At 44.7% G+C, this 22,348-nt stretch carries 24 protein-coding genes; 9 read left to right on the forward strand and 15 right to left on the reverse strand.

Annotated features, from left to right (window positions below):
• Positions 1–181: hypothetical protein (locus IKG78_RS14970; protein ID WP_290944902.1), on the reverse strand; the 181-nt coding region annotated here is incomplete at its 3' end.
• Positions 182–396: 215 nt separating this feature from the next.
• On the opposite strand from IKG78_RS14970, the gene IKG78_RS14975 reads away from it, so the two are divergent.
• Positions 397–1,284 (forward strand): TIGR01212 family radical SAM protein, encoded by an 888-nt coding sequence (locus tag IKG78_RS14975; protein ID WP_290944904.1) that lies wholly within the window; start codon positions 397–399, stop codon positions 1,282–1,284.
• 120 nt (positions 1,285–1,404) lie between these two features.
• Positions 1,405–1,920, forward strand: coding sequence for an adenine phosphoribosyltransferase (locus IKG78_RS14980; RefSeq protein WP_290944907.1), 516 nt, complete (start codon positions 1,405–1,407; stop codon positions 1,918–1,920).
• Positions 1,921–1,995: 75 nt separating this feature from the next.
• On the opposite strand, the gene IKG78_RS14985 is transcribed toward IKG78_RS14980, so the two are convergent.
• The 14 genes from IKG78_RS14985 to IKG78_RS15050 all read right to left on the reverse strand — a co-directional run bounded on the left by IKG78_RS14985 (position 1,996) and on the right by IKG78_RS15050 (position 16,101).
• Entirely contained in the window at positions 1,996–3,225 is a 1,230-nt protein-coding gene (locus tag IKG78_RS14985) for a beta-ketoacyl-ACP synthase (RefSeq protein WP_290944909.1), read from the reverse strand.
• Positions 3,222–3,950, reverse strand: coding sequence for a 3-oxoacyl-ACP reductase FabG (fabG, locus tag IKG78_RS14990; protein ID WP_290944957.1), 729 nt, complete (start codon positions 3,948–3,950; stop codon positions 3,222–3,224). The genes IKG78_RS14985 and fabG overlap by 4 nt, the downstream gene beginning before the upstream one ends.
• Before the next feature lie 18 nt (positions 3,951–3,968).
• A complete protein-coding gene (locus IKG78_RS14995) occupies positions 3,969–4,439 on the reverse strand; it encodes a thioester dehydrase (protein ID WP_290944911.1) in 471 nt (156 codons plus the stop codon).
• Entirely contained in the window at positions 4,436–5,662 is a 1,227-nt protein-coding gene (locus IKG78_RS15000) for a beta-ketoacyl synthase N-terminal-like domain-containing protein (RefSeq protein WP_290944913.1), read from the reverse strand. Before IKG78_RS15000 ends, IKG78_RS14995 begins: the two co-directional genes overlap by 4 nt.
• On the reverse strand, positions 5,659–6,324 hold the full coding sequence (locus IKG78_RS15005; RefSeq protein ID WP_290944915.1) for a DUF3261 domain-containing protein: 666 nt from the start codon (positions 6,322–6,324) through the stop codon (positions 5,659–5,661). The genes IKG78_RS15000 and IKG78_RS15005 overlap by 4 nt, the downstream gene beginning before the upstream one ends.
• A gap of 24 nt (positions 6,325–6,348) precedes the next feature.
• A complete protein-coding gene (locus tag IKG78_RS15010; RefSeq protein WP_290944917.1) occupies positions 6,349–8,802 on the reverse strand; it encodes an MMPL family transporter in 2,454 nt (817 codons plus the stop codon).
• Between the two features lie 12 nt (positions 8,803–8,814).
• Complete coding sequence (locus IKG78_RS15015) at positions 8,815–9,456, reverse strand: outer membrane lipoprotein carrier protein LolA (protein ID WP_290944919.1); 642 nt, start codon at positions 9,454–9,456, stop codon at positions 8,815–8,817.
• 38 nt (positions 9,457–9,494) lie between these two features.
• A complete protein-coding gene (locus IKG78_RS15020) occupies positions 9,495–9,926 on the reverse strand; it encodes an acyl-CoA thioesterase (protein WP_290944921.1) in 432 nt (143 codons plus the stop codon).
• A 15-nt stretch (positions 9,927–9,941) separates the two neighbouring features.
• On the reverse strand, positions 9,942–11,468 hold the full coding sequence (locus IKG78_RS15025) for an aromatic amino acid ammonia-lyase (RefSeq protein ID WP_290944924.1): 1,527 nt from the start codon (positions 11,466–11,468) through the stop codon (positions 9,942–9,944).
• A gap of 20 nt (positions 11,469–11,488) precedes the next feature.
• Entirely contained in the window at positions 11,489–12,475 is a 987-nt protein-coding gene (locus IKG78_RS15030; RefSeq protein WP_290944926.1) for a lipid A biosynthesis acyltransferase, read from the reverse strand.
• Positions 12,475–13,233: a glycosyltransferase family 2 protein gene (locus IKG78_RS15035; RefSeq protein ID WP_290944929.1), complete on the reverse strand. Its 759-nt coding sequence runs from the start codon at positions 13,231–13,233 to the stop codon at positions 12,475–12,477. The genes IKG78_RS15030 and IKG78_RS15035 overlap by 1 nt, the downstream gene beginning before the upstream one ends.
• Positions 13,226–14,998 (reverse strand): AMP-binding protein, encoded by a 1,773-nt coding sequence (locus tag IKG78_RS15040; RefSeq protein ID WP_290944932.1) that lies wholly within the window; start codon positions 14,996–14,998, stop codon positions 13,226–13,228. The genes IKG78_RS15035 and IKG78_RS15040 overlap by 8 nt, the downstream gene beginning before the upstream one ends.
• 566 nt (positions 14,999–15,564) lie before the next feature.
• Complete coding sequence (locus IKG78_RS15045; protein ID WP_290944935.1) at positions 15,565–15,822, reverse strand: acyl carrier protein; 258 nt, start codon at positions 15,820–15,822, stop codon at positions 15,565–15,567.
• A 3-nt stretch (positions 15,823–15,825) separates the two neighbouring features.
• Positions 15,826–16,101, reverse strand: a complete 276-nt coding sequence (locus tag IKG78_RS15050; RefSeq protein ID WP_290944938.1) for a phosphopantetheine-binding protein — start codon at positions 16,099–16,101, stop codon at positions 15,826–15,828.
• A gap of 118 nt (positions 16,102–16,219) precedes the next feature.
• Here IKG78_RS15050 and IKG78_RS15055 point away from each other — a divergent pair, with 118 nt between their 5' ends.
• The 7 genes from IKG78_RS15055 to IKG78_RS15085 all read left to right on the forward strand — a co-directional run bounded on the left by IKG78_RS15055 (position 16,220) and on the right by IKG78_RS15085 (position 22,047).
• Positions 16,220–17,311: a methyltransferase gene (locus IKG78_RS15055; RefSeq protein WP_290944941.1), complete on the forward strand. Its 1,092-nt coding sequence runs from the start codon at positions 16,220–16,222 to the stop codon at positions 17,309–17,311.
• Between the two features lie 2 nt (positions 17,312–17,313).
• Positions 17,314–18,006 carry a beta-ketoacyl synthase chain length factor gene (locus IKG78_RS15060; RefSeq protein WP_290944943.1) on the forward strand — a complete coding sequence of 231 codons (693 nt, stop codon included), beginning with the start codon at positions 17,314–17,316 and terminating at the stop codon, positions 18,004–18,006.
• Between the two features lie 5 nt (positions 18,007–18,011).
• Positions 18,012–18,785: a lysophospholipid acyltransferase family protein gene (locus tag IKG78_RS15065; protein WP_290944946.1), complete on the forward strand. Its 774-nt coding sequence runs from the start codon at positions 18,012–18,014 to the stop codon at positions 18,783–18,785.
• Between the two features lie 147 nt (positions 18,786–18,932).
• The gene (locus IKG78_RS15070; protein ID WP_290944948.1) at positions 18,933–19,985 is read left to right on the forward strand and encodes a hypothetical protein; all 1,053 of its coding nucleotides are present in this window, start codon (positions 18,933–18,935) and stop codon (positions 19,983–19,985) included.
• A 110-nt stretch (positions 19,986–20,095) separates the two neighbouring features.
• Positions 20,096–20,566, forward strand: a complete 471-nt coding sequence (locus IKG78_RS15075; protein WP_290944950.1) for a hypothetical protein — start codon at positions 20,096–20,098, stop codon at positions 20,564–20,566.
• 77 nt (positions 20,567–20,643) lie between these two features.
• Positions 20,644–21,510, forward strand: coding sequence for an argininosuccinate lyase (argH, locus tag IKG78_RS15080; protein ID WP_290944952.1), 867 nt, complete (start codon positions 20,644–20,646; stop codon positions 21,508–21,510).
• An 18-nt stretch (positions 21,511–21,528) separates the two neighbouring features.
• On the forward strand, positions 21,529–22,047 hold the full coding sequence (locus IKG78_RS15085) for a hypothetical protein (protein ID WP_290944955.1): 519 nt from the start codon (positions 21,529–21,531) through the stop codon (positions 22,045–22,047).
• The last annotated feature ends 301 nt before the right edge of the window (positions 22,048–22,348 follow it).

Consider the following 22,348-nt stretch of genomic DNA (forward strand, 5'->3'; position numbering starts at 1 on the left):
TCACTTTTTCACTCCATGCGGAATCCTGTGGATTATCACCTATTAAGCGACGTTCATAATAATCACCACAAACATCAATAGGTGATAACGCATCATTGTAAACTCTAATTTTGGGATAACCATAATCGCACCCAGTCATCATAAAACAAAAAGAAATAAAAGCCAGTCTTATTTTTTTCATTTATCCATCCTAATGCTTATTTTGTCAAGATAATAAATTATTCGGTTTACCGCTTTTTTATTGCCTCGGTGAATATATAAATTACCATCATAACGGACAGATGACGGATCAGGTCCGCCATGACATCGCCTTCTTGATTGATGCAAAGGCACAAATGGCGTTAAAAAAACTTGTAAATTTTATATCTGCCATCTCTATAATACTATATTAAAAATATGCATTACAAACCTTATCGCGATTTACTCTTGGAACTGTTCCCGAATTACCTCAAGGTGAGAAAGCTCCCGCTCAACGGCGGCATGAGTTGCCCGAACCTCGACGGTACCAAGGGATTTTCTGGTTGCAGCTATTGCAACAATCGTAGCTTTAGTCCCGTCTTTGACCAGGCGAAAGTTTCCATCGAAGAACAGCTTGAAAATTTCGTTCCGAAGCTCCGCGACAAGTATCCGAATGCGGGCATCCTCGCCTATTTGCAGCCTTACACGAACACGCATGCACCGCTTACGCATTTGCGCGAAATCATCGATCCGATTATCAAGCACAAGGAAATTGCAGGACTTGCGATTGGAACCCGTCCGGACTGCTTGGAGCAGGAAAAGGTGGAATACCTCGCAGAACTTAACCGCAAAAAGCCAATTATCGTAGAAATTGGACTCCAGACTGCAAATGACTTGACGCTTGCAGGAATCAACCGCAGGCATACACTTGCGGAATTTGAAGATGCAGTGAAGCGCTGCCAAACTGCAGGCCTCACCGTTACAACGCATGTGATAGTCGGGTTGCCCGGCGAAAAGATGGATGACTTTAAACGCACTGCACAAGTCGTACGCGACTTGAATCTTGCCGCCGTCAAAATCCATCCGTTACATATCGTAGTGGGCACTGCAATGGCGCAAGATTACATCAACAAAGAGTTCAAACTGCTTTCGTTTGAAGAATACTGCGAAGCGGTTGCCGAGATGATTAAAATTATCGGCATGGATATCGCGATCGAACGGTTTAGCGGCGAAAGTCCGAGCGAAATGCTTATCGCGCCCGATTGGTGCGGCGAACGCGACAAAATTATTGCGACAGTAGAGAAAAAATTAGACGATAGACTATAGACGATAGGCGAAAGACGATAGACGAAAGAAGAATATCAAGAACGAGATGGTTCATTTTTCTTTCGTCTATACTCTACAGCGAGCTTGCGAGCGTTCTTTCGTCTAAAAAAGAGGGGAAAAATGAAACGTATCGAAGATTATATTATCTCTGTTCCTGACTTTCCAAAGCCGGGGATTCTATTCCGTGATGTCACAGGAATTTTGGGTGACGCTGAAGGACTAAAGCTTACACTTGACGCACTTTACAAATTGCTGGAAAATATCGAATTTGATGTGGTTGTGGGCCTTGAAGCACGCGGTTTTCTCTTTGGTGTCCCGATTGCAGAACATTTCCACAAGCCGTTCGTTCCGGAGCGCAAAAAAGGCAAACTCCCCCGCGAAACGGTCGGGGTTTCGTACAGCCTGGAATACGGACAAGCATATATGGAAATTCACAAGGACGCGATAAAACCTGGACAGAAAGTCATCATTGTCGATGATTTGCTCGCCACCGGAGGTACCGCAAAAGCCGCCACCCACCTTATCGAAAAGGTGGGTGGAACTGTCGAATGTTGCGTGTTCATCATCGAGCTTACTGACCTCAAAGGTCGAGAAGCACTCAAAGGCTACCGCGTGGAATCACTGACAAAATTTTAGAAGTTATATATAAACTATTGATGCCGGAATAAATCCGGCATGACATCATGGCTTAAGCTAATACCAAGATGTTAATTAAATGCGTTTGAGGATAAGCGAAGTATTGATGCCGCCAAACGCAAAGTTGTTCGACATGAAATACTCCGTATCCAGTTCGCGGCCAGCTCCTGTAATGTAATCCAGCGGAGCGCATTCAGGATCGACGTTTTTTAGATTCAAGTTGGGGTTGAACCATTTACGTTTCATCATGTTGATGCCAAGCCACGCTTCGATACCGCCGCATGCCCCCAGCGTGTGCCCGATATAGCTCTTGAGGCTAGAAATCGCGACAGCACGTTTTTTCAAAGCTTCGTAAGTAGCCCAGCTTTCAGCAGTATCGCCATGACGCGTTGCCGTTCCATGAGCGCTCACGTAACCGATAGCATCCGGCGAGATTCCCGCATCCTTAATTGCAAGCTCAAGAGCATGCTGCATGGTCTCTTTTTTGGGCTGCGTAATATGGTCGCCATCGGTGTTGTGTCCAAAACCGACCAGTTCCGCATAAATGTGGGCTCCACGTGCTTTTGCGTGTTCATATTCTTCAAGAACTAGCGTCCCGGAGCCTTCGCCAATGACAAGTCCATCGCGGTCGCGGTCAAAAGGAACAGGAGTTAATTCTGGGGAATCGTTTTTGACGCTTGTAGCAAACAACGTATCAAATACAGCGGATTCCGTCGGGTCGAGTTCGTCGGCACCACCTGCAATCATCACATCTTGCATTCCGTACTTGATGGCTTCGTATGCGTAACCGATTGAAAGGCTACCGCTTGTACATGCGGTATTTGTCGTAATCAAGCGGCCAGTCGTGCCAAAATAAATGCTGATGTTTACGGCGCAAGTCTGCGGCATCGAACGAATGTAAGTCGTTGCAGAAATTTTTGAACCGTCATGGGGCGGATTCAACATTGCAAAGAAATCAAGCAACGGGTTGACGCTACCCATCGAAGATCCATAGGCGACTCCAACGCGACCAGACTTCAAAAGATCTGGATTTTCAGTAAGCCCTGCCAACTGAATCGCTTTATCGGCTGACGTAATTGCAAGTAAGCCCACTCGACCTGCGCCACGGATTTTCTTTCGAGGATATTCGGGCAAATCATAAAGAATCGGTCCTGCAAGACGAGTATTCATTTGTGAGTACTTGTCCCAGTCTTTCATCCGTACGATTTTGTTTTTCAAAGTTTTCAGCGATGAAAAAATATCATCAATTTCAACGCCTAGCGAAGAAACACAGCTACCACCTGTTACAACGACACGACGGGTCATGCGAGTCCTCCATTAACAGAAATCACCTGGCGTGTAATGTAAGCAGCCCCTTCAGAAAGCAGGAATACAACCGTTGCCGCGACTTCTTCGGGTTTTCCAACACGTTTCATTGGAATTGCGGGCAAAATCATATCCAAGGGAGCGTCCTTGATCATTTCTGTTTCGATGACGCCTGGAGCAACGCTGTTCACCGTGATGTTGCGGCTCGCAAGTTCCGTTGCCAAAGCCTTGGTTGCGCCGATGAGGCCTGCCTTTGATGCACTGTAATTCACTTGTCCACGATTTCCGATAATGCCGGACACCGAAGAAATTGTGATGATACGGCCTCTACGTTTACGGCACATGGGCATCACTAGTGGATGAACGACATTGTAAAAACCGTTCAAATTTGTATTTAACACTTTATCCCAATACTCATCGGTCATTGCGGGGAACGCCATGTCAGCACAGACACCCGCATTCGTGACAATGCCATAATAAATGCCATTTTCAGCGATATCCTTTTCAAGAACTTCGCGGCATTGTTCACGGTCGCAAATATTGAATTGTAACGTGCGGATATTGCCTCCATTGGCACGAATTCGCTCGGCAAGAGCATCTATCGGAGCAGAATTTCTATTGTAATGAGCGACAACTGTGTAGCCTTCTTTTGCAACAGCTTCGGCAATTGCAAGACCGATTCCGCCACTCGCTCCAGTAATCAAAACTGACTTTGAATTATCCATCATTCCATTCCTCGTATTTTAATTCAAGCCCAATGCCATCTTGGGATCTTCAACTTCAACAGTATTAAGAGTTGCCGACACTGCAAGAGTTTCGCCCACTTTCGCAGTACCGTCAAAAGTAACCGCCATGTCCATTCGAATTGTCTGACGCACTGTCACGACTACAGTTTCGCCTACTTTAAAAACAGGTACATTCGCCTTGAAGCTATTGACGCTCATGATAAAGCCCACCTTAGGTTTTTCGCCTCTGGAACGGCCATAAATTCCAGACAAAGCAGAAATACTTTGTGCCATGTATTCAAAAGCGACCCATGCAGGGACTCCACCGAGATCTTCTTCGTAAAAAAGGTCTTCTCGAGTAATATCGATTTCGGTCGTGATGCTAATCGTTTCAAGACTGTAGCTTTGCACACGATTGAGCAAAAACATCTTGCCCTTATGCGGTACAAGCTCACTTACAATTTCTTTTGTTTTAAATTCTTCGTTCATACTAAACCATTTTCAACAATCAAAGACACATTGCAGCCGCCAAACGCAAACGAATTGCTCATGCAGTATTTGAGATTTTTAGCTTTTTCACCCGGCTTTACCAAATGAACCGGTGGAAGATTCGGATCCACGACTCCATCAAACAGATGCGACGGGAGCGTACAATTATTATCGCTATCGCGGTTTTGCAAGGACAAACAACAAAATGCAAGTTCCAAAGCTCCTGCGGCACCGAGCGTATGCCCCGTTAGCGCTTTAGTCGAACTTGCGGGAACATCGGCGCGATTCGATTCTCCAAAAAGTCGATTCACGGCACGCGATTCCATGGCATCATTCAGTTCAGTTCCCGTTCCGTGTAAGTTCACATAACCGATTTGTGATGCATCGAGGCCCGCGTTATCAAGAGCGGCCTTCATTGCTTGATAAGCACCTTCCCCATCGGCACGCGGTGCCGTAATATGGTCCGCATCGGCGCTTTCTCCAAAGCCGATGACCTTCAAGCCTTTGCATTCCGGCGTGCAAAGTTCGGCACAGGGTTCGCGTGTCACCACGAAAAATACCGAGGCATCGCCAAGCGTGAGTCCCGAACGATTCGCACTGAACGGATTCGTCGGTTTATCACTCATCGCTTCCAAGGACGCAAAACCAAGAATCACCGAACGTGATGCAATATCAACTCCGCCCACAATGGCGACATCGCAATTCCCTGCGTAAAGGTTATTGCGTGCCGAAACAAAAGCACTCGCACTGGAGGCGCAGGCTGTAGAATGCACGGAGGTCATTCCCGTGATTCCGAAACGCTCTGCGATAAACTTTGCCGGATAATCGGCAAGCTGATAATCAAGCACATAACCTTCGGGGAACGCCCCTGTCTCCTTGAATGCGCGGAGTGCAGCCACCGAAGCTTCAGAACCGTTGTCGCACGAGCCGATAAAAATACCGACGCGAGCAGGACCAAACTTTTCAACGGCTTTGCGAATGGTATTATCAACGCTCGACAATGCGGCTTGGGACAGGCGATTCACGCGATTATCAAATTTTTTTTCAATGACAGGTTCAAGCGTGTTAGGGTCGATCGTCGCAGCAGGCCGCATAACACCAGCGACATCGTACATGGTAAAATCACCACGAGCACCATTAGCAATCTTTTCAAAAACAGAATTCTTGTCACCACCTAAAATGCAGCGAAAACCGAAATCATTTATGTATAAGGGTCTTTTCATCCGTCACTACCGAGCGTTATGTGATACTTGTAATGGCGCAATTCATTGACCAAATCAATTTCGTTTGCCTTGCGAACTATGCGAAGAATCACTTTACCATCATCCGTTAAAACACGTTCAAAATCCGACGAAGGCTTAGCTGACGCAAGTCCCTCCGTTGCTGTGGGTTCAGTATGTTTTTCACTAAACACAAAACCAGATTTTTCAAAATTTTCACGCAAGGCTTCGAACGGATAAAAACAAGCCTGGAAATCAGCCAGCACATATTCCGGTTTCATTTTCTCGACATCAATCACAGAGCTTGCAAAAGAAACGGAATCGTTCGCGTATGTCAGTTCGGCGATTGTCATTCCAAAACCGCCAAAAAGCGTGATAGAAAGAATTGAATCGTTCGCACGCACCCAAACATCGCCACTAAACTCCTTAGCAGAATCCGCAGAGGACGCGCCTGAAGCTAGCGATTGTCCAAAAAAACCTATCAAATGCTGAGCCTCATCGATTGAACCCACCATTGCAGAAGTCGAAAGCAAGCTAACAGATTTAGAATCGGAGTAGTAAATAGCTACGGAATTGGGTTTGACTAGCGTATGGTGGCAAGAAACAAAAACAGCCGCGCACACAATCCAGCAAGCAAGTGCAAAAATTTTGAAGCCCAATTTCATAATCGGAGACAAAATTAGAAAATTTCAGCGTTCCGCACTTAACGGAGACAGCAAAAAACAACACGAAATGCCTAGCAGCACGGCTAGTCCAAAAGTCGAAACAGGAATAAAAACGCTATACACGAGGCTTCCGAAAGAAATAAGCGTAGTTGCAGTCGAAAGTATTACCGCAAGAGCCGTCGTTTGATTTTTGCGACCGCCTTCCCTAAAGAACAAAGCATAGTCAATGCCTATACCCAACGTAAGAATCACACCGACAATGGCAAAGAAATTGAAATTAATACCAAGATAACCAAAAACCGAAGCCACAAAGAACCCGGCCAAGACTGGAGCTCGGACAATCTTCAAAGCAACTTTAAATTTATATACAACAATTAGAACTAAGAACACTGCAACGTATGCAATTCCAACAAGGACTAGCGAAACCCGCGAAATTTTTGTCAACGAACTATTTATATTTTCTATTTTATTCACAGCATAAACTTGCGGCAAATTCTTCGCTATTTTTTGAGCGTCAAACGATTCCGTTACATGGAGCGGGAATACAGCACTGTAAAACTTTTTGCCAAGCGAATCCCCTACGGCACCAATCCAAAGCATTTCAAGCAATGAACGGAAGGACTGTGGAAGTTTCAGCTTTTGTTCGCTACCAGAAAACAAAGTTTCGAATCCAACATAATTCGGTTTTTCTTTCAAACTAGCCACAAGCAGAGAATCGTTCTGTATGCTAATTTCAGCCAGATAATCACGGACTGAGGATTTCAAGACGCTTGACGAATCAACTATCGAATCTTGCGTCAAAAGCAATTTACAAGCATCTTCAAACGTCTGTTGCTGCGTTTTTAACGAAGGAACAAAACTCGATGCCGCCAAGTGCGATTTCAATAAATTATTTTTTTCGGCTTGCAAAAGACGGGACGTGAGTTCTTCTTCTCGCTCCAAGACATCTTCTTCGCTATTACCTTCTACAATAAAATAATTTGAAGATATACCAATATTGTTCAGTTTTCGATTCAAGGCTTCACCGGCTTTAAGCTTATCGCTCATCGAATAAAGGCTACCTAAATCCGTATGCACGTAAAGCGAACGAAGTCCCGGCAACAAAGCGATTACGAATATGACCAAAAGCACACGGACAAACCATACAGGAAGCCCTGCATAAAACTTTATGAACTTTTTGGGAAATGCCATCGGAAGTTTCCGCGAGGGCAAAGCAATTGTATTCTTTTCCCCTTTTTTCTCGGAGCTTTTCCCTGCGTTTTGTCTATTTTCAATGAGGGCATGGAACAAAAGCGTTATCGTCAAGAACGAACTCAAAAGCCCCACCATCGAGAAAACGGCCATTTGACGCAATAGAGAAAAATCAGCGAAAGTAAGTGCAATGTAGCTGAATTCCGTCGTCATGAATCCAAGCACGAGACCCTTAAAAATTTTTGAGCGGACATTGCGATAGCCGGACTTCAAGCTTGTGAAAAAATGCACCGCATAGTCGATGCTCACGCCAATGACGCTCGTGCCAAATACAAACGTAAAGACATGGACATTTCCAAAGATGAACCACGTAAACGCAAGCGATGTGAAAATAGCAAGAGCTATCGTCGTAATCGTCGCCACAATGGGAAGCGTTGACCTGTAAACGTAAAGCAGCAACAACAAAATCAAGAAAATGGACACGCCCGAAATCAAAGCAATTTCGGATTTGGCCTCTTTGGAACTTTCATAACTATGGAACGGCACGCCCGAAGCGGCTACTCGGAGTCCTGCAATTGCTGATTCCAAGGAATCCAGCTTTTCGTTCAAACGACCGATAACATGACCGTCAGTCGCCATAGACGACACCTTATCAGAAAGAACCGCATTCCACATCACATACGTCACACCAGAATCTTGAGCCGCGAGCACACCATTGCGCAAACTAAAATGAGTGGATGCCATGGGCGATTTTTGCATGTAATTATCAAAGGACGATTCGCCAAGCAAAAAAGGATCTTCATCGAGACGGTTCAAATTCGCCAAAGAAAACGAGCCATAAATTTTTTGCAACGCACCCATTTTCAACGCTTCAAGATTTTTAGAATTAAGAGCTTCACGAACCGCTTCGCCCTGAATCGTATAGCGATGATCAAAAAGGAAATTCTTCGTTTCGTCTAGCGTATTTTCGTCAACCAAAAGCCTCGTTTCAACAAACGATGTATCGCCCTTAAAAATGCTATCGAGCGAAACTGCCGCACCGCGAGCCACATCAAAATTTGCATGCCCCACGAGAACCGTAATATTACGCATCGAACGTGAACTGAGTGCTTTCTCTGCTTCACTTACATTTTGAATTTCACTGGAATCCGGTAAAATGGAATACAAGTCCGAATCCAATTTCCACGGAACAGAAACGCCGAGCACAATTAAAGTCGCATGAATAATGAACCAGAGTAAAACTCCGATTTTTGCATTCAACTCATTTTTTTTCGTGCGTTTCATCATTTGCTATTATTTCTAAGGAGCTTTTAAAGAATCCGATTCGATCAAAGATTGATGGTTTGTAAATTCATAAACCACAGGGGAACCTTCCCCATCGGTAATAACGACCTTATCAAGATTTTCAGATAGTTCCATCACGATATTTGCAATCACTTTGCGAACGGAAGCTTCGCGAGGCACAAGTCTGATTTTAAGATAAGATATAACACCGCCATATACTATTTTTTCATAATAAATGTCAAAACGATTTTCCAACTCGGTGATATTTCCCGAAAATAATGCCTGAATCGTTGTCGAAATTTGAACAAAAACAGGATTATCCTTTGTGGAAATCGTTCGTACTTGGCCGCTAGCATTGCGTTCAGTAATTCCAGCATCTGAAACGGTCATTTCTGAAGGGAACGGTTTTTGCGTTTTCCAGACAATTCCCGATGTTTTCGATATGCGGAACGTACCCGTCGAAACAAAATCACGGTTCAATTTCTTTATAGACTTAGTCTGCTTAAAATCGCCTGTCACCGAACCATAACGATTCATTTGTGTCAAGACGTGCGTCAAGACCTGTTTTGACGTTGCATCCATCGGATGATCAAAAACAGATGCCATAGCAACAGATGCCATAGACATGAATAAAACAAGGAAAAGAAAGAGCTTCATGCAATTTAATCTACAAAAAAAATGTCTGCCAGAAAGCATCAAGACTCCTTTGCAAGAAGCTCCCTCACCAAATCCGTAAAGCAAGAAGGGCACGCCCACAGCGATTCTTTCGTATTCAAGTCGACAGCCATTTGCGTGCTTTCTGCTTTTGTCAGTAGCACTCCCGTATCCGCATCCTTGAACTTATACGAGAGTTTCATGCAGACTTCGTATTCTTCAAGCGTTACCTCGGCACGAACCTTCTGCATGAAAATCATCGGACGGATGTACTTGATATGCAAATCGACAACCGGCCAGACGTAACCGCTCTTTGTCATTTCGTTATAGCCGTAACCGATTTTTTGAAGCAAGGCACAACGGGCAACTTCCATGAACTTCACGTAATTGCCGTGATATGCAACTTGCATAGAATCAATATCGTAAAATTCAATGCGGAATTCTACAGATGCTTTGAGTTTCTTTACAGCCATAATCGATTAACTCCATTAAACGGTGTAAAATTTATTGCGGATAAGTTCTAGCGTGTTCCGCAAGTCTTTTTCAAGCTGACGATCGCATTCCAGCGGTTCGAACTTAGAGAACACTTGATCGTACGTATCCTTTAAATTCTTAATGCGGTCTTCTGAAATTTCCTTGCGTTCCAAGCGGATGCGGAGAGCCTGAGCCGACGCCAAAAGTACAGCCGCGGCCACCTGTTCCGAAAGTTCCAAGATGCGGATGCAATCGCGGGATGCAATTGTGCCCATGCTGACCTTGTCCTGATTGTGGCATTCCGTAGAACGGCTGAATACGCTCATCGGCATCGTGAGGTGGAGCGCTTCGGCGGTCCAAGCCGACACGCCAATCTGCACGGCCTTGAAACCGTGATTAATATCGTAATCGCCCTTGCTCCCTGCAAGGTTGGGCGGCAAATTGCGGTTGAACTTGATATCGACAATCATTGCCAGCTGACGGTCCAGAAGGTCCGCAATGTTTGCGACCATGTTCTTGAGCGTATCCATCGCAAGGCAGATGTGTCCACCGTAGAAATGTCCGCCGTGGAAAATATTCTTTGTAAATGGATCGACAATCGGGTTGTCATTCGCGCTGTTGAGTTCAATTTCAATCAGCTGACGCAAAAATGCACTGGAATCATAGAAAAGTCCAATGATATGCGGAGCGCAACGCAAAGAATACGGGTCCTGGATTTTTTCAGGAACAACGTTCTTCACCACTTCGAGATTTAACGCGTCACGCATTTTCTTTGCGGCAACACCAAGCCCCGGATGCGGTTTTGCTTCGAACAAACGTTCGTAATAATGGTAAGCGTTACCCTTCATCGCAACTGTAATCATCGCGGTAATGCGGCAAGCCAAATCCGAGAGATATTCTGCACGGGAATAAGCCATGCATGCAACCGCATTCATCGCCGCCGTACCGTTCATAATCGCAATCGCTTCTTTCGGGCGGAACTTGTGCGGTGTAATTCCCAGTTCCTTCATCACATCCAAAGAAGACCTACGTTCGCCCTTGTACATCACGTCGCGTTCGCCAATCACGGCACCCGCCAAATACGAAAGCGGAGTCAAGTCGCCGCTTGCACCAACCGACCCTTCTTGCGGAATCAGCGGCAAGATATCGTTCTGCAAGAACAGCGTAATAATTTTCAGCAATGCGTAGCTTACGCCCGAAAAACCTTGTGCAAGCGTGTTCAAGCGAACTGCCATAATCGCACGAGTCGTCTCTGCGTCAAAGTAATTGCCAAGGCCGCAGCCATGAAAACGCGTCAAGTTAATCGGCAACTGGTAATAATGTTCCGGCGGCAACACTTGCGTACAAGAATCACCATAGCCTGTCGTCACGCCGTAAATTCCGCCATGTTCAGCAAGCGCTTCGTCTAAAAATTCTGCACCGGAATCAATTTTCCTTTGAAATTCTTCAGAGTTGTCCAACTCGACGCGAACCTGTTTCTTGGCTATTGCCACAACATCTTCGATGGTGAGTTTTCTGTTTCCAATCACAATAGTTTTCATAAGAATGTTCTCCAATTATTTCAACCTTTCCAAAAATTGTAAAAATTGTACCACTGGTACGGATGCTTTACACACAACTTCTCTAAAATCTGAGCGTATTCGCGTAGTAGCATATTCAAACGAGCCGGACGCTCCTTGCGAGGGCAATCCAACGAAGTCTTTGCCCGCACGACATGAAATTCATAAGTCGAACGGATATTAAAATCTTTTTTACGGACTGCAAAAATAAAGTAAACAGGAGCATTTAAAATACCAGCCAACGAAAAAGCGCCTTCTGGAAAATTTGCAGATTCCCCTAAAAAGTCCGTCACAAGGGTGCGGTTCCTAGAATTTGCAGATGTACGATCGCCAGCAATCACCACAAGATTCCCGGCTTCTATTTGCTCTTTCATCCATACCGCACAATCTACACCAATGCTGTTTGCGTCAACAACTTTATCCATAAGTTCCGGATTCAGTTCGCGAAGAAGATCGTTAAACTTCGTCGTACCCGAAAAATCAACAATAGGATACACTTCAAATTTTTTTTGAGTAATGTATTCATTGTATTCCGTAAGCGATCGAAGCATTTCTATATTGCCTAAATGCGAACAAAGTACGAATGCTCCTTTTCCGCAATTCAGCTGGTTGACTAACATCTCTAAATCATCGTCTTGCGATTCAAAATGATTCTTGTCGATAGCCCCTTTCCAACCGAGCAACTTTTCCATCATCGACAAAGCAAATGAATACACGTGCTTGTACGTTCCTAAAAAATCGGGACGTTTTCCGCTTACCACACTCAAATGATTTAAATAAATTTTCGAACGCTTACGAACTGGGAACGCCCCTAGCCAAAAAAAGAAACAGATAAAAGCTGTAATAAGTTCTACCAAGAACAAAGGAAGGTGACATGCAACCCAAAGCATAAAACGAAAATGCCAAAGACTGCCGCCCACTTCTTTGATATCGGCCCAATGTTCGTGATCAGTCGTTGAAATCGATGTATCTTTATGCGGGTCCGGCATCACTTTTTAAAAATCCGTCGTGCAAGAATCAAAGGACTACGAACAAGCATTCCCAAACAAAGCTTCGTATGCGTCAATGATATCGCTACGTTGTCATGGAAAAGCCTAAAATTGGACACGCCATCTTTAGGATAAGAAACCTTGATCGGGTAAAAACGCAATTTTACGCCCGCCCAGGATAGCCTTACAAGAATTTCAATATCAAAGCCCATGCGGTTATTGCGGAACTTCTTTGCGGCAGGCAAGGATGTCGCCAGCGGATAGACGCGAAAACCGCACATGGCGTCGGGAATTTCACGTGAAAGCGTTTCTATCGCCACCCAGAAATTCGTTATCTTACGCCCGCTTTCTCGGGACTTAGGGACAGAATCGTCGTACTGCGGGAATCCGCCAATCAAATCATCGGAATGTTTTTTGGCGGCCTTTACAAAGAACGGAATCATGTCCATGTCATGCTGCCCATCGGCATCTACTTGAAGTGCATGCGTATAGCCCGCAGCAACCGCGGCAACCATTCCAGAACGAACAGCTCCGCCCTTTCCGAGATTGACTTTGTTCGTTACCAGCTGAACTTTAGGAAATTCATTTGCAATCTGCACAAGAATTTCGTGACCTTCGGGCGCGTTTCCATCATCGACAAGAATAACGGGAAGCTCATAAGAAGCAAGCTTTTCGACTACAGCCCGCGATGCACTTTCATGTCTATAAACCGGAACAATCGCACAAAGATTGATGTTTACGTTCTCTGCCCTAGCCAAGAGATTCCTCCGGATTCATGGTAAACGAGCCATTAGAAAGAACCTTTGGTGTTTCGTCTTCGGCTGTAGGAACAAGAGTATAATTGAACGAAACCTTTGCTGCATCTGCGTCATACTTCACATTCAATATCACAGGAACGTCCGGCAGAATCGGTCCTGCAAACTTTGTCCGGTGAATTTTCGAAAGAGCTTTCGGCACATCCAAGAAATTCCGAGCAAGGCGGAGCACCATATCGACCTGAGCTACGGCGGGCAGTAGTTTGAACTCTGGGAAATGGCCGTCGTAATAACCGCTTGTCGTCGGAAATAAAAGCTTTGCTGTCAAAACACCCGGTTCTCTGCGGAACTTGAGAATTTTGAAGTTAGGATTTTCAGGCAAGTTAAATAGAGCCTGTATATCGCGCACGCGAATCTTGCCTTCCGTATTCTGCGGAAGTTCTTCGAGATAACGCCATTTCTTTGGCGAGACCGTATTTTCGATAAACTGCAATAAAAAATCGTGGAAATAATTGTTGATGGCAAGCTTTGCCGCACTCGCAAACTTTTCTCGACCGGCTTCGTTCAATACAATTGCTGCTGCTAAATATTGGCGTTTCCCGTCCATCGGAACGACGCGAACATCTTGCACCAAACCCGTCTGCTTGAGGCGGTTTTCTACTTCGGGGAGCGAAATTCGCTTTTCTTCAATCTTCACGATAGAGTCAGCACGTCCCTGCAACAAGAATCGGCCATCATCATAAAGTTCCACCAAGTCGCCCGTCGTAAAGCCTTCTGATTCGAGAATGTAACTGGACTTGATGTTCAGGCAGCCGTTTTCTGCAACACTCATTTTGCAAACTTCAAACGGAGTCCACACAGGACCATTCTTGGATTGCCTATAAGCAATGCCGCCCGTTTCGGTGCTGCCGTAAATTTCCATAGGCCAAAAATCCGTAAGCACGCTTGAGCTACGAGCCACATCTACAGGAAGCGGACCGCCGGACGAATAAATAATCGGCGGGCATTTAAAGCCAATCGGCTTGTCGGTTTCGGCAGACAAGCGCTTCAAGAAAGCCGGACTGGAAGCCATCACGATAGACTCGTCCGTCAAACTATTCAATTCTGTCGGAAAATCAATACGATGTCTGCGGAACGGTAGTCCTGTTGCAATTGGGAGAAGTGCCGTAAATAAAAGACCGTAAATATGATGATGGTTCACCGTGCTATAAACTTTGCGGTTTATCCAATCGTTTCCGAAAACCTTCACCAATTCGAAAAGTTCGTTTTCAAATTGTAGGAATCGTTTATAAACCGCTTTCGGTTCGCCAGTCGTTCCCGAGGTAAACATCACCATTTCGGCTTTGGACTTGTCGAACTTGCTGAACTTGATTTCGCCACTGTATTTGTCACTAGCAAGGACCTTCTGAATCATCATTGCCGAGTCGTCGGAAAAAGGCATATCCGTCAAAAAACCATATTCAGGCTTCATGATTTCCTTAATAAAGGCTTCTTGCCGGTTCGCGGTCACCAACGCCTTACGTCCGCTTTGGAGCATAGCCAAAAGCGCAACTGTAAAATAATACGAATCTTCGCAATGCAAAATCCAAGACTGATTATCAGTAGATTCCAAAAAATAACGTACCTTGGATACATCGTGCACAAAATCTGCCCAGGTTTTTACACAATCATCCAAACAGGAGCCAAAGCTCACAAGAGCACCGTCTGGGCGTGAATCTGCAACGAGATCGCACACGGGAACATAAGATTGCAATTTATTCTGCACCATTTTTCGAATCCAAAATTCAACAATAAATATTATACCCATTAAAATGTAGGAAATTAATCCATTGTAAAGCGACCAAATTCTATCAGATGCTTTAAAAACAGTGAATGTTGCAACGCTGGCGTTAAAGATAAAGAAAATACACCAGACAAGGGTTACATTTCGACAATAGCGTTCCACGGCATTCCGCGAAGGAGAATTGTTCAACGACTTGTCCCAAAGATTTGCCATACGGAAGACAAAACTCGGTGGTCGTAAAATCGTAAACCCAAAAAATGCAAGCAAACTCAAGTTTACAAGCACTGGATAGAACTTAATAAAAATAATGTTGTCTAAAAAAAATGCTACAAATGCGCATAATAGAATCAGAACGACGAGAATTACCGTCCGTCCTCGATCCACGCTTGACTTGCTGTGTGTAAAATTTAGAAACTGAAAAAAAGCTATCGCCAAAAGCAAGAGGCTCAATCGCCTTGGCGAGAGCCTCCCAAATTGCATTCCGCAATAAATTATAAGCGGGTACAATACAGAAATCGCGGTAAAGAAAACCTTCCCCGCTACAGATTTCATTATTTGCTTTCCGGATTGTGAATCAAGTTATAAATGGCATCGACCACATCTTGCAAAGTACGGACAGCCTTGAACACTTCCGGGTCTATGTTTCTTGGCAAGAAGGATTTTAATTTAACAATCAAATCGACCGCATCGATGCTATCCAGCTCTAGATCTTCATACAACCTAGCTTCTGGAACAAGCTTTTCTGCTTTGATATCAAAATCATCAATAAGAGCGGCCTTTATTTTGTCGTAAATTTCTTGTTTTTCCATAAATTAACCCTTCGTATTTTCTGCAATGTAAGCGGCAAGTGCATCGACAGACGCAAAATGCTTCTTTGTTTCTTCTTTGACCGTTGAAAATGTGACACCGAACTTGTCCTTGATAGCAATACCAAGTTCAAGCGCATCAATGGAATCCAGACCAAGCCCTTCGCCTTTTTCGTTTTTGCCGAAAATCGGAGCGGAATCCACAATATCGGCGGGCGTGATATCTTCCAGTTCCAGAGACTCTATAATCACTTCTTTTATACGAGAATTTAAATCTGACATATTTTTAAAGACCTCTATAATAAATTCTTTTTCTAATTTACTAATATTATAATATAGAAAAATAAAAGTATATTACTTTTAGTACAAAAAACAAATTTTTTTCAAAAATTGAGTTACCATGTTCGATTTTTATAAAGATGATTCTATCGATGCCGTGAATGCAAAATTCGAAGCTCAAAAAATCGCGTTTGCTCCACTTAGTTTCCAAGCTGCACGTGCGCTTCGGAATATGGGCATACTGAACGCCATCAGCAACGCCCGCAAAAAAGGAATTACGATTTCGGAACTTTCACAAAAACTGGGCATATCCCTTTACGGTGTCAAAGTTCTTGTGGAAATGGGCCTTGGCATGGGTGCCATTAAACTTCACGAAAGTTCCGATGAAGACGACCTGCGTCTCAAGCTCGGTAAAATTGGTTTTTTCCTCCTCGCAGACGAAATGACTCAAGTCAACATGGACTTTTCGCAAGACATCTGCTACCGCGGAGCCGAAAACCTTGAAGAATCAATCCGTGAAGATAAGCCTGCGGGTCTCCCGTACCTCGGGTCGTGGAAGACTGTCTATGAAGGACTGTCCCAGCTTACGGAACAACAAAAGAAGAGCTGGTTTGGATTTGACCATTTTTACTCCGACTTGGCATTCCCCGAAGCACTCCCCATTGTTTTCGAAAAAAAGGTATCTCGTCTTTTTGACATCGGTGGAAACACGGCTAAATGGGCAATTGCCTGCTGCAAGTACAACAGCGATGTAAAAGTCTCCATCATCGACTTGCCGGGGCAAACCGCTGTCGCCGAAAAGAACGCGAAAGACGCCGGATTCGACGGACGCATTAACACCATCCCTTGTAACGTCCTCGATGAAACGACTGAATTCCCCAAGGGTGCAGATGCCGTCTGGATGAGCCAGTTCCTGGACTGTTTCTCGCTAAAACAAGTTACGAAGATTCTCTCGAAAATCCATAACGCAGCAACGCCGGAAACGGACGTGTATGTTCTAGAACCGCTTTGGGACAAGCAGCGTTTTGAGGCCGCCGCATATTCATTACAGGCGACATCGCTCTATTTCACCTGCATCGCGAATGGCAACAGCAAGATGTACCGCTTCGCAGAACTCAAGCATGCTATCGAAGATGCGGGATTCGAACTGAAAGAAGCACACCACAATGTTGGGCCGAACGCTTACTCCCTCCTCCGTTTTCGCATAAAATAATCATGCAAGAAAATAATTCGAAAAAGCGGATTTACATTGAAAAATTCGCAAGCTTCGTGCCCACGGAAACACAAACGAAACCAGATGTCTCGTTCGTTCCCATGCTAACGCGTCGCCGTCTGAGTTACGTATCGCGCATGGTCGTACTCGTAAGCGATAGGATTTCCCGTGATTCCAACGGCAACAGGCTTGCTTCTTGCAAAGTTACATTTGCTTCGCAGTTCGGCGAAATCAGCCAGCAGTTGAAAATTTCGCAGACGCTGATCGATACGGGAACAGTCTCGCCAGCGCATTTCAGCCTTTCTGTATTTAACGCCGCCATCGCAAACGCTTCAATTCTCGAAACGAATACCGCCGGCTACTCCGCCGTATTCTCAGGAAAAGACGCTTTTACGACCGGACTTGCGGATTGCATTGCTGCTCTCGAAAACGAAACCGGCGATTCGCGCTCGTTCATTTTTGCAGACGAACTCATTCCCGAAACATACGCACCGGTAGCAGGAGTCCCCTACCCCAACGCGGTATGCGCTCTTGCGCTGAGACTCACGACAGACGATTCTAAAGCAGATCCAGCCTTGAAAAATATCGACATTGTGAAATTGCTGGATAATCTCAAAACGTTGCAAAAAAACTTCGACACGGCAGCTGAACAAGCATTAGCTTTTCTCTGTGCTGTAAACATGCAAAAGGGCTAAACCTTATGTCTCGAAAAATCCGTTACGTATGGCATATCATCGTAAAGCTTTTCAGCTTTGCGTTTTTTGGCATTTGCAGCCTTCTGCTTGCACTGTTGCTCTTCCCCATTATGCATGTCATGGCAGGTTTTTCTGAAAAAAAATTCAAGGTTCTCGCACGAAAGTTTAACCATTTCTATTTCAAGCTTTTCGTCAGAGTCATGACCTTTATCCACTGCATTCATGTAAATGTCGAAAACAAGGAAGCTCTTGCAAACGCACGTTCCAAAGTTGTCATCGCAAACCACCCATCCATTCTGGATGTCGTTATTTTATTTTCGCTAGTTCCCCATGCGGATTGCATCGTCAAAGGCGACCTTATCAAAAACAAGTTTATTTCGCTTATCGTAAGGAACCTCTATATTCCAAACAACATTCCATTCGACAGCCAGATGGAACAAGCAAAGCAATCGATGGAAGAAGGGAACAACCTCATCATTTTCCCAGAAGGAACTCGATCTAAGCCAGGTGAACCTTGGGAATTCAAGAAAGGGGCCGCAAGGTTTGCCCTTTATTCCAAAAACGATGTTATCCCAGTATATTTTGGAGGCAACGAGAAGATTGGTATCCGCAAGCATGACAAAATGCTACAGTACCATCCGACAGAACGTTATCGCTACGACTTGAAAGTTCTTCCCACGATTTCTGTGAAGCCATACGAAAACATTCCCATGACTAAGAGCGCGACTATGCTCACTCAGAAAATGAAGGAAATTTTAGAATTGGAAGCTCGGGGTTAAAAGCTCCATAAGAATTTTATCCAATATGTCCTTCAATTTGAGAATTTTATTCTTTTTTTATATAAAAAAATTGGTTTTTTAATTTATTATTTTGTAAATTTAAAAAAGCATAATGCTCCAGTCGAGCATAAAAGGAGGACTTTTATTATGATGAGCAGTATTAAGAAAATGTTAGCGGCGTCCCTCGCTCTTGCAGCATCTATTTATGCGACTGAACGAGTTTACTTGGCTCCGTTCAACATGGTCGGCTTAAACGAAAGCTTCGCGCTTCCGGCAGAAAAGCTCATGAACGCCTATATAGAAGATGACAGTCGTTTTGTTATAGTCAACTATACCGAGGAAGATTCGATCAAAGCTGGCGACCGCGATGCGGCAAACAAAAAAGCGCTTGAAAAGAACTGTTCCAAGTTCATTATGGCTGAATTCACTCGTCTTGGCGAAAATGTCATTACATCATTTAAGCTTTACGATGTCAATAACGAATCCCCCATCTGGAACGATCGTCTCAAAGCCAAGAATCCTGATGATTTCGACCCGATTATCCAGCGCGTAGCCCGCAACATCGGCACGAAGAACAAAGCTGTTGATGATGACGACATTCTCAGCGTCACCGCGCAAGAAACAAAAAAACTCAGAAAGAAAAGTATTTCCTCTTATCTCGGTGCCCAGATTACTGGAGTCGCATCCCTTAATCCTGATGTACAATTCGACGGTGGCTTTGGACTTTTCTTGTTCTACGATGCAAGGAACTTCTTGTTCAGCCTCGATTGGACAATGAACAACATCGATGCTAAGGGAACATCTAGACCGAGACTTTCGGGACTCTCTCTCTCGGGTTACTATCCGTTTGGCACCAAGAACATTACTCCGTTCCTTGGAGCAGGTCTTGCTTATAGCAGAAGAACCCTGGATGTTGATGCAGATGGAATTGACAGCGATGAATACGATTTGACCTCAAGCGGTGTTTCTTTTGAAGTTGGCGGCGGTGTCATCTTCAATCGTGCAAGTCGCGTCATGTTCATTGCAGATGCCAAGTACTTTATAGACTGCTTCAAAAGCCCATTCTTAAAGTCTATCAATGAGATAAAGACTAATTCAAACGATAGTTATTACAGATCAAGAATAGAATATGATGTCAAGACCAAAAACAACTACTTAACAGGCTTCAAATTCAGTCTGGGTCTCGCATTCGGTGTTTAAAAATGCTATAATCAATGAATAATTTGCTCCTGGCATCTGCGTCATCTACCATGACCGGATGCTTTTTTGAACGGTTTAAATTCATTTAGACTTTTAATCGAGGTTTAATCATGAAAAGAATGAATATCTCTTTAAAAAAATTGCAGGTTTTATCTTTTTTGTGCTTTGCAATGGCTTTATTATGCTCATGTGGTGGTTCGTACTACGAGAGGTCACAAGATGAAGGCTCTAAGAATCGTCCCTACAATTGCGACGGTTTGCACATCAAGCAAGCCGAATGGCATTATGTTGACAGTTTTGGACAAGTTGTAGATACTAGAGGCCGTTGCTACAAAGGCATGAAACATGGGAATTTTGACTTTTTCGTCAATGGAATCAAAGTCGCTACAACAAAATACGAAAGAGACGCAGAAGTATATACAAGCTGTTTTGTAAAAGGATTGCAGACGATAGATTTGCAAACATGCATGAGAGCTAGTGCAAGTAATATAAACAACATGAATGTAAATAATGGAACTAATACAAATAACAACGCCCCTGTCATGATGATGGAACCCGTCAAAAAGAGTGTGTGGGACTAGCTAGAGAATCAATAATTTTTTTATCTTTTGCCGTGAAAATCCAGCCGATTTCACGGCTTTTTTATTTGAGGTTAACAATGGCTAAGAAGAAAGATACCCAGACAAACATGTGGACGGGCCGCTTTGCTAGCGGCATGGCTCAGAGCATGGTCGATTTAAGTTTCAGTTTGCAGTTTGATGCAGAACTCATCGAAGAAGATATCGAAGGGAGCATCGGACATGGCAAGGGTCTTGTTGAATCTGGAGTTCTTTCGAAGGCCGACTACAAGAAGATTTGCGACGGTCTCAAGAGCATCCTCGACGACTACCACGCTGGCAAGAATCTTTGGTGCGATAGCGACGAAGACATCCACATGGCCGTAGAACGCGTGCTCACGGAACGCATCGGCGCACTCGGCAAGAAGATCCACACGGGCCGTAGCCGCAATGACCAAGTCTGCACGGACTTCAAGCTTTATATGCGTCACCGCGCCGCTGAAATCCGCCAGCTCGAAATTGAACTTATGGAAACGGTCTTGGACCTTGCCAAGAAGTACTTTGGCAAGATGATGCCGGGCTATACGCACTTGCAGCAGGCACAGCCGATTTACTTTAGCCATTACCTCATGAGCATGTTCTTTGCTGTGAGCCGTGACGTGAAGCGTCTCGACAACTTCCTCGAATTGCACAGCCAGCTCCCGCTTGGCAGTGGCGCTATGGCAGGTTCCGCATTCCCGTACCACCGCGCACTCGTGGCAGAAGCTCTAGGCTTTAAGGACGTGAGCCCGAACAGCATTGACGCCGTGAGCCATCGCGACATGATGCTTGAATTCGAAGCAGACCTTGCGATTATCGCAAACACGATGAGCCGATATGCAGAAGACTTTGTGAACTGGAGTTCTTGCGAATTTGGATTCCTCACATTGCACGATGCATTCTCCAGCGGTTCTTCAATGATGCCGTAGAAGAAGAATCCGGACTCCATGGAATTCATTCGCGGAAAGTCTGGCCGCATGCTCGGCAACTTCACTTCGCTTTATACGCTTGTGAAGGGCGCTCCTCTCAGCTACAGCCGCGACTTGCAAGAAGACAAGGAACCGGTCTTTGACAGCGTCCACAACGTGAAGGTGATTCTCCGCGTGATGAAGGAAGCTTTGGAAACCGCACGTTTCAACTTCGAAACGATGCACTCGAAGATGCTCCCGGCACTCCTCGCTACAGACCTTGCAGACTTGCTCGTTGAAGCTGGTGTTCCGTTCCGCGACGCCCACCACATCGTGGGAAGCCTCGTCGGCGATGCCGCACGTGCAGGCAAACAGTTCACGGAACTTTCGGACGAGGCTTGGGCCGCCGCAGGCGTCCCGGACATCGCCAAGATGAAGAAGACGCTTACGTTTGAATACAGCATAAGCAAGCGCAATATCGAAGGCGGTACGGGTCCGAAGTCCGTGAAGCAGCAGTTCACGAAGGCTACCGCACTCATCAAGAAGCTCAAGAAGTAATTTTCGAGCATCCGTACAACGAATTTTTGCGATTTTATGCTACCAAAAAGTCTGTTTCGGCCTATTTGGTAGCATATTTTTTGGTCTATATGACAAAAAGGTACCTGAAAACAGGTACTTTTTGATTATATGACATTTGGGTACCTGAAATCGTCCGTATGCCTTTATCTGCTTGGCTTGCGCGCATAAAAAAGTCTCTCAATTAGCATTTTTCGCCTTTCCAACGACATTCCGTTATGAATGTTCAGCTTACGCTTCAGCCATGAAAACAGCGATTCCATTTCGTTATTCGTGTTGGGAA

The organism is Fibrobacter sp. (genome assembly GCF_017545445.1).
Lineage (GTDB): Bacteria > Fibrobacterota > Fibrobacteria > Fibrobacterales > Fibrobacteraceae > Fibrobacter.

What these genes read in the sequence shown, in the direction of transcription:
- IKG78_RS15005 (WP_290944915.1), bottom strand. Translation starts at nt 6,324, where the DNA reads ATGAAATTGGGCTTCAAAATTTTTGCACTTGCTTGCTGGATTGTGTGC.
- IKG78_RS15070 (WP_290944948.1), top strand. Translation starts at nt 18,933, where the DNA reads ATGATGAGCAGTATTAAGAAAATGTTAGCGGCGTCCCTCGCTCTTGCA.
- IKG78_RS14980 (WP_290944907.1), top strand. Translation starts at nt 1,405, where the DNA reads ATGAAACGTATCGAAGATTATATTATCTCTGTTCCTGACTTTCCAAAG.
- IKG78_RS15060 (WP_290944943.1), top strand. Translation starts at nt 17,314, where the DNA reads ATGCAAGAAAATAATTCGAAAAAGCGGATTTACATTGAAAAATTCGCA.
- IKG78_RS15015 (WP_290944919.1), bottom strand. Translation starts at nt 9,456, where the DNA reads ATGAAGCTCTTTCTTTTCCTTGTTTTATTCATGTCTATGGCATCTGTT.
- IKG78_RS14975 (WP_290944904.1), top strand. Translation starts at nt 397, where the DNA reads ATGCATTACAAACCTTATCGCGATTTACTCTTGGAACTGTTCCCGAAT.
- IKG78_RS15030 (WP_290944926.1), bottom strand. Translation starts at nt 12,475, where the DNA reads ATGCCGGACCCGCATAAAGATACATCGATTTCAACGACTGATCACGAA.
- IKG78_RS15025 (WP_290944924.1), bottom strand. Translation starts at nt 11,468, where the DNA reads ATGAAAACTATTGTGATTGGAAACAGAAAACTCACCATCGAAGATGTT.
- IKG78_RS14985 (WP_290944909.1), bottom strand. Translation starts at nt 3,225, where the DNA reads ATGACCCGTCGTGTCGTTGTAACAGGTGGTAGCTGTGTTTCTTCGCTA.
- IKG78_RS15010 (WP_290944917.1), bottom strand. Translation starts at nt 8,802, where the DNA reads ATGATGAAACGCACGAAAAAAAATGAGTTGAATGCAAAAATCGGAGTT.
- IKG78_RS15050 (WP_290944938.1), bottom strand. Translation starts at nt 16,101, where the DNA reads ATGTCAGATTTAAATTCTCGTATAAAAGAAGTGATTATAGAGTCTCTG.
- IKG78_RS15085 (WP_290944955.1), top strand. Translation starts at nt 21,529, where the DNA reads ATGGAATTCATTCGCGGAAAGTCTGGCCGCATGCTCGGCAACTTCACT.
- IKG78_RS15000 (WP_290944913.1), bottom strand. Translation starts at nt 5,662, where the DNA reads ATGAAAAGACCCTTATACATAAATGATTTCGGTTTTCGCTGCATTTTA.
- IKG78_RS14995 (WP_290944911.1), bottom strand. Translation starts at nt 4,439, where the DNA reads ATGAACGAAGAATTTAAAACAAAAGAAATTGTAAGTGAGCTTGTACCG.
- fabG (WP_290944957.1), bottom strand. Translation starts at nt 3,950, where the DNA reads ATGGATAATTCAAAGTCAGTTTTGATTACTGGAGCGAGTGGCGGAATC.
- IKG78_RS15045 (WP_290944935.1), bottom strand. Translation starts at nt 15,822, where the DNA reads ATGGAAAAACAAGAAATTTACGACAAAATAAAGGCCGCTCTTATTGAT.
- IKG78_RS15020 (WP_290944921.1), bottom strand. Translation starts at nt 9,926, where the DNA reads ATGGCTGTAAAGAAACTCAAAGCATCTGTAGAATTCCGCATTGAATTT.
- IKG78_RS15075 (WP_290944950.1), top strand. Translation starts at nt 20,096, where the DNA reads ATGAAAAGAATGAATATCTCTTTAAAAAAATTGCAGGTTTTATCTTTT.
- argH (WP_290944952.1), top strand. Translation starts at nt 20,644, where the DNA reads ATGGCTAAGAAGAAAGATACCCAGACAAACATGTGGACGGGCCGCTTT.
- IKG78_RS15055 (WP_290944941.1), top strand. Translation starts at nt 16,220, where the DNA reads ATGTTCGATTTTTATAAAGATGATTCTATCGATGCCGTGAATGCAAAA.
- IKG78_RS15065 (WP_290944946.1), top strand. Translation starts at nt 18,012, where the DNA reads ATGTCTCGAAAAATCCGTTACGTATGGCATATCATCGTAAAGCTTTTC.
- IKG78_RS15040 (WP_290944932.1), bottom strand. Translation starts at nt 14,998, where the DNA reads ATGGTGCAGAATAAATTGCAATCTTATGTTCCCGTGTGCGATCTCGTT.